Genomic DNA, 15,130 nt, shown 5'->3' on the forward strand with positions numbered 1-15,130 from the left:
AGGACACTCCGGGGGCCGGCCCTGAGCGTGCGTCAGGCGTTGATGCAGGTGTTGAAGGCGGTCGGGTTCAGGACCCCGATCACGTTCACCGAGTTGCCGCAGACGTTGACCGGGATGTGGATCGGAGCCTGGACGACGTTGCCCGAGAGGACACCCGGCGAACCGATCGCCGCGCCGTACGCCTCGGAGTCCGCCATCGCGGGGGCGGCCGCACCCAGGGCCATGAACAGTCCGGCGACGACGACCGCGGCCTTCTTGCACTTCATTTCTCTTACGTCCCTTCCGCGGCGGACGGAATTTCACGGATTTCGCGAATCGCCGGTGAACACAGAAGCGTCCCGGCCTCCGCCGCACACATCACAACGACCATGCCCCGAAAAGGAAACCGGCTTATCGCCGACCGGCCGGTATTCACTCCATTGAGCCCCGGCTCCATCGCGTCCGCACGTCGTCGGGCCAGATCGGCATCGAGACCAGCCGCTCCCACTCGCGGTCCGGCATCCCCGGCACGGTGCGCCCGGCCTGGGCCCACTGCTGGACCAACGAGGAATAGACGGGGAAGGGTCCCCGGTCGGCAGGTGGCGGGTCCGCCACATAACGGCTCTTCGGAATGAAGGCCATCCGTTCCCATTTCCCGGGATCGGGCGCCATCTTCCCTCCCATCCACAGCGGTTCTCGCATCATTACACAGACCCCGCAGCCGGGTGATTCGTCCGCGCCATGTCGCGTCGCGAACCTGTGTGCGAGGCATATGGGTCTACTGTGCGCTCATCCCATTTTCGGAGTCAGGTGGTGTGCCCCGTGACCGTCAGGAAATTCCGCCGCCCCGGCCGGCTGGTGCTCGTCTCCGCGGCGCTCGTCACCCTCGCGTCCGGGGCGATCGCCGTCGCCCCGGCCCTGCCGGCGCCCCGGCACGGGCTCACCGTCCTGGTGGCCGGGGTGGACAGCCGGGAGGGCCTCACGGCCGCCGAGCTGAAGCGGTACCACGCGGGCGGCAAGGGGTGCGACTGCACCGACGTGCTGATGCTGGTGCACATCTCGGCCGCCAACGACCGGGTCAGCGTGGTGAGTCTGCCCCGCGACTCGCTCACCGAGTTCCCCGGGAACCACGTCGACCGGCGGACGGGCAAGACGCACGAGGCGCATCCGGCGAAGATCAACGCGGCGCACACGGAGGGCGGACCCTCGTTCACCGTCGAGGCCGTCGAGCGGATGACGGGCACGCCCGTCCACCGCTATCTGGAGATCGACTTCAGGCGCTTCGTCGACGGCGTGAACCGCGTCCGCGGCGGCGTGCCGATCTGCACCGAAGCACCGCTCGAGGACCCGGTCACCGGGCTCGACCTGGCGGCGGGCACGACCCGTCACGTCGGGGGCGGCGAGGCACTCCAGTACGTACGGTCGCGGCGCGCCGACGGGAAGATGGACTTCGGCCGGATCCAGAAGCAGCAGCGGTTCGTCGCCAACATGCTGCGGACGATCCGGGCGGATCTGGCCGCCCCCACCCGGCTGCGGCAGCTCGCGTCGACCCTGCGCGGCACGGCACCGGACGAGCGCTCCCTGACCGTCACCGAGATGCTGATCCTCGGCGCCCGGCTGCGGCACCTCACCCCGGACCGTACGGAGTTCGCGATGATCCCGATCCGGCGCTTCAACCCCCTCATCACGGGCGTGGGGTCGTCCGTCGCGGTGGACGAGGAGCATGCGGAGGAGGTCTTCGAGGCGCTGCGCTCCGACCGGCCGCTGCCGAAGGCCCGCCCCGACTCCACGAGCGAGATCCCGCGGGGTCTGGGCGAGTACCGGCCGGCCGGAGGCGCCTCCCTCATCTGTCCGTGACGGCTGTCCGCAGCGGCTCTCCTCAGCGGGAGAGCGCGCGGGCCAGGTCGGCCGGGTCCGTCGTCGGCGCGTCGCAGGTGAAGTGGCGGCAGACGTACGCGGCGGCTCCGCCGACCACCAGCGGGCGGTCCTTGAGCAGCGGGAACTCCTCGCCGTCCGAGGCTCCGACGGCGACCACGGCGCCGGGCGCCGGACCGAGCAGCGCGGTGCGGTGCAGTGCGCGCGTCAGCGCGTCGTCGCCGCCGGGGCCGACCACCGCGATCTCGCGGGGCCCGTCGAGCAGGGCCTCGGCCGTGGCCAGGCCCCAGCCGATGAACCGCGGCGCGCGCGGGCCGAGCGCCTTGACCACGCCGAGCGCGCCTTCGGCGGCGGTGCGGTGCGCCTCGGAGCCGGTGTGGGCGGCGTACGAGAGGAGCGCACCGGCGGCGGCCGTCCAGCCGGAGGGCGTCGCGTTGTCGGTGGGGTCCTGGGGGCGGCGGATCAGCGTCTCGGCGTCGTGGGCCGTGTCGTACAGCGCCCCGCCCTCGGCGACGAACTGGTCGAGGACGATGTCGAGCAGGAAGCCCGCGAACTCCAGCCAGACGCCCTCGCCGGTCACCCCGGCGAGCGTGAGGAAGCCCTCGGCGACGTCGGCGTAGTCCTCCAGGACCCCGGCGTTGGCTCCGGCCCTGCCGTCCTTGGAGGTACGGAAGAGCCGCGCGTCCTCGCTCATGTGGACCCGTACGAGCAGGTCGGCGGCCTCCGTGGCGCGCTCGACCAGGTCGGGCCGGTCGAAGAAGGCTCCGGTCTCGGCGAGGGCCGCGATCGCGAGGCCGTTCCAGGCGGCGACGATCTTGTCGTCACGGCCGGGCCGCTCGCGCCGTTCGCGGGCGGCGAGCAGGCGCTCCCTGACGGAGGCGGTCAGTTCGGCGTCGGCTACTCCGGCGTCCTGGGGAAGCTGGAGGACGGACGCGCCCTCCTCGAAGGTGCCTTCGTCGGTGACACCGAAGTGCCGCGCGGCATAGGCGGCGTCCTTCTCGCCGAGCACCTCGGCGAGCTGCGCCGGGGTCCACACGTAGTACGCGCCTTCGACGTGCCGGCCCGTACCGTCGTCGCTGTCCGCGTCGAGCGCGGAGGCGAATCCGCCTTCCGTGGTGCGCAGTTCACGGACCAGGAAGTCGGCCGTCTCCAGGGCGACCCGGCGGGCCAGGTCACTGCCGGTGGCCCGCCACAGGTGCGCGTACAGCCGGCACAGCAGAGCGTTGTCGTAGAGCATCTTCTCGAAGTGCGGGACGACCCACTCACGGTCCACGGAGTAGCGGGCGAAGCCGCCGCCGAGCTGGTCGTAGATCCCGCCGCGGGCCATCGCCTCGCAGGTGTCGACGGCCATCTGGAGGGCGCCCTCGGCTCCGGTACGGGCATGGTGGCGCAGCAGGAACTCCAGCGCCATCGACGGCGGGAACTTGGGTGCCCCGCCGAAACCGCCGCTGCGGCTGTCGTACTCACGGGTCAGGCCGAGCAGCGCCTGGGAGAGCTCCTGCTCGCCGGGCACGCCGTCGCCGCCGAAGGCGAGCGAGCGGGCGGAGAGATCCTCGACGATCTTCGCCGCGACCTCGCCGACCTCCTCACGGCGGTCGGCCCAGGCGCGGGCCACGCCGTCGAGGACGTCAGCGAAGGAGGGCATGCCGTGCCGGGACTCGGGCGGGAAGTACGTACCGAAGTAGAAGGGCTCCGCGTCGGGGGTGAGGAAGACGGTCATCGGCCAGCCGCCCTGACCGGTCGCCGCCTGCACGGCCTCCATGTAGACGGCGTCGACGTCGGGGCGCTCCTCGCGGTCGACCTTGACGGCGACGAAGTGCTCGTTGACCTGGGCGGCGGTGGCCTCGTCCTCGAAGGACTCGTGGGCCATCACATGGCACCAGTGACAACTGCTGTAGCCGACGCTGAGCAGCACGGGAACGTCGCGGCGGCCCGCCTCCTCGAACGCCTCGGCCGACCACGGCCACCAGTCGACCGGGTTGTCGGCGTGCTGCAGGAGATAGGGGGACGTCTCATGGGCCAGTCTGTTCGGCATGTCTCCATCCTCGCGCACACGACAAGGCCCCGGTCGTACGCCACGGGTGGCGGCGTGCGAACGGGGCAGCTATACCCATACGGAAAGCGGCCCCGCTCCTCGCAGGTCGAATGCGAGGAACGGGGCCGTTTTCAGCGGTACGGTCGGTGTCAGCCGCCGACGTTCCCGTTCTGGGACAGAACCTCGCCCAGGATGTGCGACAGGGCGTTGTCGCCGTTCTGCTGCACCGCGTTCTGGTTGCAGGTCTGGTTCGACACGGGGTTGCCGAGGACGTCCTGGACCGCGACCGGGACGGCGATGACGCCGATCGGGACCTGCGCCTGGAGCTTCTGGACGTCGAAGCAGTGCAGGACGCCGCCGTTGACGAGACCGAAGTTCGGGCTCATGTAGCCACCGGTGGAGTTGCTGCCGATCGACTGCTTCGACGTGTTACCGATGATGTTGGCGCTGCCGCCGTCGTTGCCGGCCGCCGACGCAGCCGTCGCCGTAACGCCGACGACCGAGGCCGCAACTGCCGCCGTAGCAAGAACCTTCTTGATCACGAGTCTTCCTTCTTGAGCTCGAGGGCCCTGGAATGCTCCGTTAGCCGAAGCACGCTGATCAACTGCCCCCAGCACGATTGGTTCCGGGGCATCACTCGGACGCGCTATTACGCAGATGAACGCCATCGGACGCCGTGTCGAGGGGCAGGCGTTCGGGACTCCGGTCGCCCCCGCTCCCTCGCGCCGACGCGCGTCCCGCAGGACACTTGGGGCCGGAAGCGGACGCTCTCGGAGGGGGACGTACATGCGGGACAGCCACCGGGCCGAAGCCGAACGGCTGTTGGCACGCGCCGTGGAGGAGGAGGTGCGGCGCTCCGGAGGCCGCCTCGACGCCACGGCCCTGCTGGCACGCGGCCGGACCGCGCTGGACACCATGGCGGCGAGTGCGGGCGAGGAGTACACGGCCTATCTACGGGCCCTCGAGGAGTCGGAGGCGGCCCACCGGTCCCTGGGGGATCGATTCAGCGGAGCCGCCGTGGGAACTCCGTCGCTGGTCACCGCCGTCGCCGCGGTCGCGGCCTTCGGCACGGACCTGGCACTGGGCACGGCGGCCGGGACGGCGCTGGCCGCCGGGGCCGTGGTGGCGGTGGCGGGCGCGGCGGCGACCGTCCTGAAGGTGACCGCGGGGCACTGGCCCGCAGCGCACCGCCGGGCGGGCGCCCTCGGTCAGCCGGGCGGCCCCGAGCAGCTGCGGCTGCAGTGGCTGACGGCGCTCGACGTGCGGGGCGTGAGGCCGTTCATCGATCAGCAGCGGGTGCTGCTCGCCACCACGCAGCAGCCCGCGCAGAAGGTCGTGTCCCAGCTGCGGGGCGTCGACCGCAGCGCGGCCGCCCGGCGGCGGACCGTCCTGGAGCAGTCCTTCGGCCATCTCCCCGACACGGGAGGGCCGTTCACGGGCCGGCGGGCCGAGCTGGCCCAGATCACCCAGTGGGTGCAGGCCGGGCGGGCGTCGACCCGGACGCGGCCGACGGTGGTGATGCTGCACGGGGAGCAGGGCGCGGGCCGTACGACGCTCGCCGTCCGGGCGGCGCACGCGCTGCGGGACCAGTTCCGCGGGGCGTGCGTGGTGGACCTGCGGGGCGGGACCCACGGTGAGAAGCCGCTGACGACCCGGGAGGCGCTGCTGCATCTGCTGAACCGGCTGGGCGCCCCGCGCGAGCAGCTGCTGTTCCGCGAGCGGTCCTCGGCGGAGCAACAGGTGCGCAGACTGGCCGAGTTGTACCACCAGCATCTGACCGGGCTGCCGGTGACGGTGATCCTCGACGACGCGGTGGAGGCGGAGCAGATCCGCACACTGCTGCCCGAGCGCTCGGACAGCCTGGTCCTGGTGACCTGCCGGGAGCCGCTGGAGCTGGGGGAGGACGTACCGGCGTCGGTGCACCGGCTGCCGGTGGCCGCGCTGGACACGGCGGGTGCGGAGGAGCTGCTGCGGGAGGCGGCCGGGGCGCCCGACCCGGGGCCGTACGACTCCGAGGCCTGCGGGGAGATCCGGGAGCTGTGCGGCGGACTGCCGCTGGCGCTGCGGGTCGCCGGGTCCTCGCTCGGCCACCGCTCGATGAGCGATCTGGCGCGGTTGCTCGACCGGCCCGACTGGGGCCCGGCACCGCTCGAACGGGCGCTTTCCGTAGGGTACTTCACCGATCTCGACGAGGACGGCCGACGGCTGCTGCGGCGCCTCGCGCTCGCCGGGCGGGCCTCGCTGGGCGCGGCGGCGGCCGGGGCACTGCTCGGCGCGAGCGGGCAGGAGGGGGCGCGGCTGCTCGCGGAGCTGGCCCGCGCCGGGCTCCTGGACCATGTCCGGGGAGAGCGGTACCGGCTGCACGACGCGGTGCGCGGTTTCGCGGCGGCCCGGCTCCGGGACGAGGAGGACGCGGCGGCGATCGCGGCGGCGCAGGAGCGCCTGATCCAGAACTACGCGGAGCTCGCGGACGCGGTGATCCGGATGGTCGACGGCAAGATGTCGACCCGCGCGGACCGGTTCGACGGGCACGGCTTCGGCTCGCTGGAAGCCGCGCTGCGCTGGCTGGACGACGAGTCGAGCTTCATCACGGCGGCGCTGCGGCACGCCGAGGGCGTCGACCAGCAGGCCGTGCTGAATCTGCTCGGCGCGCTCTGCGACTACTGCCTGCTGCGCGGCGACCTCTACCGGCTCGGCGAGATCAACGAGCTGACCGACGCGGTCGGGCAGGGGCTGCTGTCCCGGTCGGTGCAGTGGCGGACCGGTATCGCGGCCCGGCAGCTCGGCGAGCTCGACAAGGCGCGCACCACGCTGACCTCGGTGGTCTCCCTCTACCAGGAGGCGCACCAGGACGCCGGGGCCGCGCTGGCGCTCTGCTCGCTCGGGATCACGCTGCACCACCAGGGCAATCTGACCGAGGCGTCGGCGAAGCTGCGGGAGGCCCTGGTGCTCCAGGAGCCGGAGTCGCTCGCGGCCGACCGGGGCTGGACCCTGCACGCCCTGGCGGCGGTCGAGCGGGACCGGGCGAACCTGGCCGAGGCGCTGACCCTGCTGCACGCGGCCCTGGAGCTGCACCGGGAGAACGAGTCCGTGCACGGCGAGGCGTGGGCGCACTTCCAGCTGGGGCAGGTCTGCCTGCGCATGGGCGACGTGGAGGGGGCCGACGCCGAGCTGGGGAGGGCGCTGGAGCTGTACGGGCGGACCCGCGACGGGCGGGGCGAGGCGTGGGCGCTGACGCAGCTCGCCCGCGCGCGGCTCGTCGAGGGCGAGGTGGCGCCGGCGGTCGACGGCCTGCGCCAGGCGCTCGCCCGCCACCGCGACCAGGAGGACGCCCGGGGCGAGGCCTGGACGCTGTACTACCTGGGCCACGCGCTGGAGGAGCGCGGCGACCTGGATCAGGCGGTACGGGAGCTGGAGCGGGCCCGCACGATGTTCTCCCGGATGCGGGACGTGTACGGGCTCGCCTGCGCCCGGCACCACTCGGGGCGGGTCACCCGCGACCAGCGGGCCGCGCAGACCGGCAACCTGCGCAACTCCGGCTTCGCCCGGCAGCTCCTGGTGGACGCACGGGCGGACTTCCACCGCATCGGCGTGGCGCACGGCGAGGCCTGGACCTGCCTGGAGCTGGCGATCGTGGACGCGGGGAACGGGAAGGCGGCGCAGGCACTGGAGCTGTGCGGGGAGTCGGAGCGGCTCTTCCTGTCGTACGACGACCGCCGGGGCGCCGACTGGGCCCGTTTCCTGCGCTGCACGCTGCTCCCGTACGCCTCCCCGGGTGGCGTGGAGGTGGGCACGGCGGTGGCGCAGGAGGAGCTGGCCCTGCTGCGCCAGGACCGTCATCCGAGACGGGACGGCAAGGTCGAGGACTGCGCCGAAGCGTACGCCCTGGTCCTGGAGCGCGGCGTCCAGCTGGACGCCGGCTGGCAGGCGTGGGACCTGGGCATGGTGCCGAACCGCCACGCCCGGGAGGTGATGGGCGTTCCGGTGGAGGTGGCGTAGCCGTCGAGGTGGCGTAGCCGGCGTGAGCACGGGGACGCCGTGGTGCGGGCCCTCCTCCGAGGGCCCGCACCACGGCGTGTGCCGCCGCTACTCCTGCGCGGCCGCCTTGCCGCCCTGGGCGGCGGCGGGCGCCTTCGGGTCAGGGGCCTCCTCGAAGGAGACCTTGCCCATGTGGCGGTTCATCGACTTCATCAGCATCCAGACGGCCACGGCCATCACCGCGAAGACGACGAAGCCGAGGACGCCGGGGGTCACCTTGTTCTTGTCCAGCTCTTCGGCGGCGAAGGGGACAAGCTGGGTCAGTGCCAGGTGTGCGCTCATGTCAGGCATTGTCGCGGATGCCCGCGAAGAGGTCGTCCTCGGGGAGGGAGGTGGGCACCAGCGACTTGCTGAGCTCGTACTCCTCCGTCGGCCAGACCTCCTTCTGGATCTCCATCGGCACCCGGAACCAGCCACCGTCCGGGTCGATCTGCGTACGGTGCGCGATCAGCGCCTTGTCGCGGATCTCGAAGAAGTCCGCGCAGGGCACGAACGACGTGATCGTCCGCTCCGTGCGCTCGAACTCCTTCCAGCGCTCCAGCCACTCGCCGTACGGCGACTCCAGACCCCGGTCCAGGAGCGCCTGGTGCAGGGCCTCGGTCCGGGGGCGGTTGAAGCCCTGGTTGTAGTAGAGCTTCTGGGGCTGGAACGCCGGGCCGAACTCGGCCTCCGGGTACTTCTCGGTGTCCGCGGCGCCGTCGAAGGCCACCATCGTGATCTTGTGGGTCATGATGTGGTCGGGGTGCGGGTACCCGCCGTTCTCGTCGTAGGTCGTGATGACCTGCGGGCGGAACTCGCGGATCTTGCGGACCAGGGCACCGGCGGCCGTGTCGACGTCCTCCAGGGCGAAACAGCCCTGGGGCAGCGGCGGCAGCGGGTCGCCCTCCGGCAGGCCGGAGTCGACGAAGCCCAGCCACTCCTGCGCGACGCCCAGGATCTCCCGGGCCTCGTCCATCTCCTTGCGCCGCACCTCGTGGATGTTCGCCTCGATGTAGGCGTCACCCTGGAGCTTGGGGTTGAGGATGGAGCCGCGCTCGCCGCCCGTGCACGTGACCACGAGCACGTCCACCCCCTCGGACACGTACTTGGCCATGGTCGCCGCGCCCTTGCTCGACTCGTCGTCGGGGTGGGCGTGAACGGCCATCAGTCGCAGCTGCTCAGTCAAGGCTCGATCCTCTGTGATGTGGCGTGGAGGGAGGTCTCTATAGTGACGGAACCGGGGGGCGGAAAATTCCCACCCCCGCGGCGAGAGGAACGATCATGAGCGCGGTGCGAGAGCGGCTGCCCGAGGGGCGCTACGGGCGTTCCGCGGACGAGCGCGCCGACCGCAAGCTCAAGATCGCCGGCGCCGTGCTCGGCGTGCTGTTCCTCGGGCTGCTCGGCTGGTTCGGCTGGTTCTACGTGGTCGACAGCAGGATCAGCGCGGAGACGATCAAGTTCGACGTGGTGAGCGACACCGAGGTGCAGGTGCACCTGGAGGTGCGCAAGGACGCCGACGCCCGGGGGGTCTGCACCCTGCGCTCGCGCTCGGAGGACGGGGCCGAGGTCGGCCGTAAGGACGTCCGCTTCGACGAGGCGAGCGAGCGGATCGACAGCGTCGTGTCCATCCGTACGACCGCGCGGGCGACCAGCGCCGAGCTCATCGGGTGTACCGCGCGATAGCGGTGGGTAGGCACCGGGTGGCGCGCCACCCGATCACGCGCTGACCAGGGATGACGTCATCTTGATGGTTTATGTCCTCCCCCTTTTCGCCACTCGTTGTTAGGCTCGTGGTTTCGCCCACTCAGGGAGGACAATCCTTCTGGGTAGGGCGATGCTTTGTATTCCCAGTACCTACGAGGAGCACCTGTGACCCAGACCAGCGACAACGTCACCTGGCTCACCCAGGAGGCGTACAACCAGCTCAGGGCCGAGCTGGAGTACCTGTCTGGTCCCGCGCGAACCGAGATCGCCGCCAAGATCGCCGCGGCGCGCGAGGAGGGCGACCTGCGCGAGAACGGCGGGTACCACGCGGCCAAGGAAGAGCAGGGCAAGCAGGAGCTCCGGGTCCGCCAGCTGACCCAGCTCCTCGAACACGCCAAGGTGGGCGAGGCCCCGGCCGACGAAGGTGTCGTCGCCCCCGGCATGGTCGTCACGATCGCGTTCGACGGCGACGAGGACGACACGATGACCTTCCTGCTGGCCTCGCGCGAATACGCCAGCAGCGACATCGAGACGTACTCGCCGCAGTCGCCGCTCGGCGTGGGCGTCAACGGCAAGAAGGCGGGCGAGGACGCCGAGTACGAGCTGCCGAACGGCAACAAGGCCACGGTGAAGATCCTCAGCGCCAAGCCGTACACCGGCTGAGCCGTAGCGACGATCAAGGGCCGGACCCCCTCGGGGGTCCGGCCCTTCGTTCTGCGCGCACATGTCATGATGCGGGCTGACGTCGCGTCACAAGGGGGAGAAGCACGTGCTGGGACCGCTGCGCGCAGGCGCACCACGGCAGATCGGACCGTACGAGGTGCTGGCGCGGCTGGGGGCCGGCGGCATGGGCGAGGTCTTCCTCGGCCGGTCGAACGGCCCCGCCGCGGGGGTCTACGTGGCGGTGAAGACCGTACGGCGGGATGTCGCGAACGAGCCCGCCTTCCGGGACCGCTTCCGCCGCGAGATCAAGGTCGCGGGCCTGGTGCGGAGCACGTACGCCGCCGCTCCCGAGGGCGGGGACGCGGACGCCGAGGTGCCCTGGCTGGCCACCGCGTACGTCCCCGGGCCGAGCCTGTCGCAGGCCGTGCGGCGGGGCGGCGCGCTGCCGGTGGCGACCGTGCGGGAGCTGGGCGCCGGGATCGCCCGCGCGCTCGCCGATCTGCACACGGCCGGGGTGCTGCACCGCGACCTCAAGCCCGGCAACGTCATGCTCTCCGTCGACGGGCCCCGCCTGATCGACTTCGGCATCGCCCGCAGCAACGGCGCCACGACGATGACGGCGACCGGGATGATGGTCGGCACCCCCGCGTTCATGTCGCCCGAGCACGTCGCGGGCGCGCGCCATGTCACGGGGGCCTCGGACGTCTTCTGCCTGGGCTCGCTGCTCTGCTACGCGGCGACCGGCGAGGACCCCTTCGGGGACGGGCCCCTGGCGGCCGTCCTCTACCGCGTCTCCCGGGCCGAGGCGGACCTGGGCCGCGTGCCGGAGGAGCTGCGGGACGTGATCGCCGCGTGTCTGCACGCGGACCCGGCCGAGCGGCCCTCACCGGCGGAGCTGGTGGAGCTCCTGGGCGGCGAACGACGGCCCGCGTGGCCGGAGAGCGTGCGGGAGCACATCGGGGAGTACGGGCGGGAGCTCGCGCAGCTGGTGGCGTCGGGCGGCCCGCTCCTCGAGGTCCCCGCGGCCGCGCCCGCCGCGGCGCCAGGGCTGGACCAGCTGCCGACGATGCCGCCGGTGGCGCCGACCGCTCCCCCGGAGCCCCCGCGCGGGAAGCGGCGCCGGGCGCTGATCGCGGGTGCGGTGGCGCTCGCGGTCGTGGCCTGTGGTGTGGGTGCCTACCTGCTGCGGCCCGAGGACGAGAAGAAGCCCCCGGTCACGGCGGCACCGCCGGTGTCGAAGGCCGAGCCGAAGATCGCCGGGGTCGACTTCAAGGGCCTCGCGGACTCCTCCGGGATCGTGCCGCAGAACCCCGCCCAGCGTCCCGCCGGCTGGAAGAGCTGGACGACGAAGCTCTCCGCGCCCGCCTTCGGCTGCGCGGCGGGCACGACGGTGCTGGTCTGCCGGACGACGAAGGGGCGGTACGAGGCGCTGGACACGGCGAACGGGAAGAAGCTGTGGTCGGCGACGCTCGGCGTCACGAAGTCGGACGACAGCTGGACCAGCCCTTCCGGTGGGGTGTTCGTCGCGGACAGCGCGACCCGGCCGACCGTCCACGACGACTCCGTCGTCCTCGCCGTCCCCGATCGGCTCCAGGTGCGCGACGCCCGGACCGGCAAGGTCCGCTGGGAGAAGCCGGCCTGGGGCGCGCAGGGCACGAGCTCCCGCCCGATCGTCGGTGACGGTGTCGTCTTCGCCGCCACGGAGACCACCACGGAACTCACCATGGACCGGGTCGGCATGGCCGCCTACTCCCTCGCCGACGGCACCGAACTGTGGAAGAAGGAGCTGACCAACGCCACGACCCCGAGGTCCGAGACGCGCCCCTACGAGCCGGTGGCCTTCGCCGGGGGCCGGGTGTACGCGCTGAGCGACGGCGGACTCGTCGCCTACGACGCGAAGACCGGGGAGGTGCGCGGCCAGGCCGACAAGGACGCCGAGAACTGCTGGTCGGTGAACGTCGTCGGGGCGACCGCGTACTGCGTGGACAGCCCCCTCGGCCGGGGTGCGGAGCCGCGGCTGCGGGTCCTGGACTCCGCCACCCTCGCCCTCAAGGGCAGCCTGCCCGGACCGGTCGAGAAACTGCGTCCCGCCGTGATCGGCCCGACGGCCGCCGTCACGTTCGACGGCGGGCTCCAGGTCCACGATCTGCGCGACGGCACGCCGCTGGGCACGTACGCGGCCAAGGCCGCCCCGAAGGGCCTCCAGCAGAACTGGTCCACGCCGCTGATCGCCGGTGACCAGGTCGTCTACGCCGACTACAGCGCGCTGTACACCGTGCGCCTCGGCAAGGACGGCAAGCCGGCCGGACTCACGACCACGGCCGTGCCGGGCGCGCCCGGTCCGCGCGTCCCGGAGGAGACGTACGACCCCGACTGGGGTCACAGCTTCGCGAAGACGACCCGGGAGCCGGAGGTCCTGCCGATCGGCGGGATCGCCCATGTCGTCTTCGACAAGGGCGTCGTCGCCTCCGTAGAGCTGCCGAAGTGACGGCCGAGAACCGACGTGACCGGCTGAGAACCGAGAGGAACCCCCTTCCGTGCTGGTAGCACTGCCCGCGGGGCAGCCCCCGCGCTTCGTCGGCCCCTACCGGCTGCTCGCCCGGCTCGGGGCGGGCGGCATGGGCGAGGTCCATCTGGCGTGCCGGGCGGACGCGCCGACGGCCGATCCGTACCGGATGGTCGCCGTGAAGACCGTCCGGGAGGACCTGGAGGTCGACGGGGACTTCCGGACCCGGTTCCGCCGCGAGATCACGGCGGCGCGGGCCGTGAACAGCCCGTACGCGGCGCTGCTCGTCGACGCCGACGCGGACGCGGCCGTGCCGTGGCTGGCGACCGAGTACGTGCCCGGGCCCTCGCTCGCCGAGGCCGTCCAGCGGGCGGGCGCGCTGCCGGTCGACGCCGTACGCGCGCTGGGCGCGGCGCTCGCGCGTGCCCTGGAGTCCGTGCACGGGGCGAAGGTGCTGCACCGGGACCTGAAGCCCGCGAACGTGCTGCTCGGGGCTTCGGGGCCGAAGCTCATCGACTTCGGCATCGCGCAGGCCTTCGAGGCGACGGCGCTCACCTCGACCGGTCTGGTCGTGGGCTCGCCGGGGTTCATGTCTCCGGAGCATCTGATCGGCAGCCGGGCGGTCGTGCCGGCCTCGGACGTCTTCTGTCTCGGCGCGGTGCTCGCCTTCGCGGCGAGCGGGCGCGGACCGTTCCATGACGAGGAGATGGCGTCGGTCGTCTTCCGGATCAGCCGGGCGGACGCCGAACTCGACGGTGTGCCGCAGGAGTTGCGGCCCGTGGTGGAGAGGTGCCTGCGACTCGACCCCGCGGAGCGGCCGTCGGCCGCGGAGCTGGTGCGGTTGTTGGGGGCCGAGGTGCCGGCGGCCTTCCCGTGGCCGGGCGGGGTGCTGTCGCTGCTGGCGGAGTACGGAGACTCCGCACGGCGGATCGGTGAGGCCGCGGCGTCCGGGGCGGGCGTGGCCGACCTGCCGACGCTCGCCCCGCAGGTTCCGTACTCCCCGACGGCGATGACGGCCCGGCCGGACACGGCCCCCGCCCCGGGCGCGGTGAAGCGCCGGCGTCCCTGGGCGGCGGTCGCGGCGGGTGCGGTGGCGGTCGCCGTGCTGGGGGCCGTGGGCATATCCCTGCTCGACGACGGGGAGCGGGGCGGTTCGTCCGGCGGGGGTACGGCAGGGGGCGGCTCCGGTTCGGGCGGGTCCACTCCGAGCGGAGGGGACGAGCCGACGACCGGGAGCAAGCCCGCCGCGCTCGATCATGTCGTCCAGCCGTACGGCGGCGAGGGGCACGTCAACGACTACGGCAAGGAGGGCGTGGACCGCGCCGCGCGCCCGGCCGGCTGGTCGCCCTGGTCGGTGAAGGTGGACGAGGGCGTGGGTCCGTGTGCCCTCTCCCCCGAGGTCCTGGTCTGCTCCGGGGACGGCGGTGCGGTCGTCGCCCTCAAGGCGGCCGACGGCACGAAGCTCTGGTCGCGGCCGGGGCGCGGGGACCTGCCGCGGCCGACGGCGCAGCATCCGGCCGTCGTCGGGGACCGCGTGTACATCACGGGAGCGGACGGTGTGACGGTGCACGGCCTGGAGGACGGGAGGGAGCGGGGCCGGATCGCCGAGCCCGACGGCGGCTGGGCGGTGAAGGGCACCGACCTGCTGGACGGCGTGCTCTACACGACGTACCTGAACGTGGCCGACGAGACCTCAGGTCTGGTCACGGCGGTGAAGCTGGGCGAGACCGACAAGGAGCTGTGGCGCACTCCGCTGGCGTCGATCCCGGAGGTGCCGGTGGCCACCGGCGGGCGGGTGTACGTACCGGCGGGAGGGACGCCGGTCGCGCTGGACGCCCGTACCGGCAAGGAGACCGCACGGGGCGCGGGGGCGACGGGCTGTTTCTCCCTCGTCGTCCACAAGGGGTCCGTGCTGTGCCAGGCCGGTGAGGGCCGTGGGATCGCCGTCTTCGACGGGAAGACGCTGAAGAACGTGCGGACGTTCGCCATGGACACCCAGGGCTGGGGCGGCTTCGCGGTGAACGCGCAGGGGGTCGTGGCGCTCAGCGACCGGGAGACCTTCCGTCTGTACGACCTGGCGACCGGCAAGGAGCGCTGGAAGGACGCCGAGCACGCGGGCGCGGAGGAACTGGCCTTCGCCGGCGACCGGCTGCTGGTGACCACGGGAACGCAGATCCGGTCGATGCCCCTGGACGACCCTGAGGCGTCGGACGACCGAGGCAACGGCATCGACGTCGAGACGGCGGAGGGCAGCTCCGCGTCCCAGGGCGCGAACAGTTTTCTGGCCGCCGGAGGGGCGCTCTTCGTCACCACCTTCGACGGCCAGATCGTGTCGGGCTACGCGCCCTAGG

At 72.5% G+C, this 15,130-nt stretch carries 12 protein-coding genes; 6 read left to right on the forward strand and 6 right to left on the reverse strand.

The features are described 5' to 3' along the window. Positions 1 to 32: 32 nt before the first annotated feature. Positions 33 to 266: a chaplin gene (locus ACZ3OF_RS11430; protein WP_361668031.1), complete on the reverse strand. Its 234-nt coding sequence runs from the start codon at positions 264 to 266 to the stop codon at positions 33 to 35. A gap of 145 nt (positions 267 to 411) precedes the next feature. Next, a complete protein-coding gene (locus ACZ3OF_RS11435; RefSeq protein ID WP_361668029.1) occupies positions 412 to 621 on the reverse strand; it encodes a hypothetical protein in 210 nt (69 codons plus the stop codon). A 180-nt stretch (positions 622 to 801) separates the two neighbouring features. Here ACZ3OF_RS11435 and ACZ3OF_RS11440 point away from each other — a divergent pair, with 180 nt between their 5' ends. Beyond that, on the forward strand, positions 802 to 1,836 hold the full coding sequence (locus ACZ3OF_RS11440) for an LCP family protein (protein ID WP_467304184.1): 1,035 nt from the start codon (positions 802 to 804) through the stop codon (positions 1,834 to 1,836). 22 nt (positions 1,837 to 1,858) lie between these two features. Here the strand turns inward: ACZ3OF_RS11440 and ACZ3OF_RS11445 are convergent, their stop codons facing one another. Then, positions 1,859 to 3,889, reverse strand: a complete 2,031-nt coding sequence (locus ACZ3OF_RS11445; protein WP_467304186.1) for a thioredoxin domain-containing protein — start codon at positions 3,887 to 3,889, stop codon at positions 1,859 to 1,861. A 149-nt stretch (positions 3,890 to 4,038) separates the two neighbouring features. Further along, positions 4,039 to 4,431, reverse strand: a complete 393-nt coding sequence (locus ACZ3OF_RS11450; RefSeq protein WP_361668022.1) for a rodlin — start codon at positions 4,429 to 4,431, stop codon at positions 4,039 to 4,041. 244 nt (positions 4,432 to 4,675) lie between these two features. Here ACZ3OF_RS11450 and ACZ3OF_RS11455 point away from each other — a divergent pair, with 244 nt between their 5' ends. Beyond that, positions 4,676 to 7,888 carry a tetratricopeptide repeat protein gene (locus tag ACZ3OF_RS11455; RefSeq protein WP_361668020.1) on the forward strand — a complete coding sequence of 1,071 codons (3,213 nt, stop codon included), beginning with the start codon at positions 4,676 to 4,678 and terminating at the stop codon, positions 7,886 to 7,888. Positions 7,889 to 7,975: 87 nt separating this feature from the next. Here ACZ3OF_RS11455 and ACZ3OF_RS11460 read toward each other — a convergent pair whose 3' ends face one another. Both ACZ3OF_RS11460 and mca read right to left on the reverse strand, forming a co-directional pair. Beyond that, positions 7,976 to 8,218 carry a hypothetical protein gene (locus tag ACZ3OF_RS11460; RefSeq protein WP_467304189.1) on the reverse strand — a complete coding sequence of 81 codons (243 nt, stop codon included), beginning with the start codon at positions 8,216 to 8,218 and terminating at the stop codon, positions 7,976 to 7,978. Beyond that, a complete protein-coding gene (mca, locus tag ACZ3OF_RS11465) occupies positions 8,211 to 9,092 on the reverse strand; it encodes a mycothiol conjugate amidase Mca (RefSeq protein WP_361668014.1) in 882 nt (293 codons plus the stop codon). The genes ACZ3OF_RS11460 and mca overlap by 8 nt, the downstream gene beginning before the upstream one ends. A 95-nt stretch (positions 9,093 to 9,187) precedes the next feature. On the opposite strand from mca, the gene ACZ3OF_RS11470 reads away from it, so the two are divergent. From ACZ3OF_RS11470 to ACZ3OF_RS11485, 4 genes are all read left to right on the forward strand, one after another. Then, positions 9,188 to 9,589 carry a DUF4307 domain-containing protein gene (locus ACZ3OF_RS11470; RefSeq protein WP_361668011.1) on the forward strand — a complete coding sequence of 134 codons (402 nt, stop codon included), beginning with the start codon at positions 9,188 to 9,190 and terminating at the stop codon, positions 9,587 to 9,589. Between the two features lie 186 nt (positions 9,590 to 9,775). Further along, positions 9,776 to 10,273 (forward strand): transcription elongation factor GreA, encoded by a 498-nt coding sequence (greA, locus tag ACZ3OF_RS11475; protein WP_361435924.1) that lies wholly within the window; start codon positions 9,776 to 9,778, stop codon positions 10,271 to 10,273. Positions 10,274 to 10,379: 106 nt separating this feature from the next. Next, positions 10,380 to 12,761, forward strand: a complete 2,382-nt coding sequence (locus ACZ3OF_RS11480; protein ID WP_467304193.1) for a protein kinase domain-containing protein — start codon at positions 10,380 to 10,382, stop codon at positions 12,759 to 12,761. A 49-nt stretch (positions 12,762 to 12,810) separates the two neighbouring features. Beyond that, complete coding sequence (locus tag ACZ3OF_RS11485; protein ID WP_361668006.1) at positions 12,811 to 15,129, forward strand: protein kinase domain-containing protein; 2,319 nt, start codon at positions 12,811 to 12,813, stop codon at positions 15,127 to 15,129. The last annotated feature ends 1 nt before the right edge of the window (position 15,130 follow it).

The sequence above is a fragment of the Streptomyces sp. NPDC022552 genome, assembly GCF_055561875.1.

Excerpts from the sequence above, each read along its gene's own strand:
- ACZ3OF_RS11430 (WP_361668031.1), bottom strand. The coding sequence starts at position 266 with ATGAAGTGCAAGAAGGCCGCGGTCGTCGTCGCCGGACTGTTCATGGCC.
- ACZ3OF_RS11435 (WP_361668029.1), bottom strand. The coding sequence starts at position 621 with ATGGCCTTCATTCCGAAGAGCCGTTATGTGGCGGACCCGCCACCTGCC.
- ACZ3OF_RS11445 (WP_467304186.1), bottom strand. The coding sequence starts at position 3,889 with ATGCCGAACAGACTGGCCCATGAGACGTCCCCCTATCTCCTGCAGCAC.
- ACZ3OF_RS11455 (WP_361668020.1), top strand. The coding sequence starts at position 4,676 with ATGCGGGACAGCCACCGGGCCGAAGCCGAACGGCTGTTGGCACGCGCC.
- ACZ3OF_RS11460 (WP_467304189.1), bottom strand. The coding sequence starts at position 8,218 with ATGCCTGACATGAGCGCACACCTGGCACTGACCCAGCTTGTCCCCTTC.
- ACZ3OF_RS11470 (WP_361668011.1), top strand. The coding sequence starts at position 9,188 with ATGAGCGCGGTGCGAGAGCGGCTGCCCGAGGGGCGCTACGGGCGTTCC.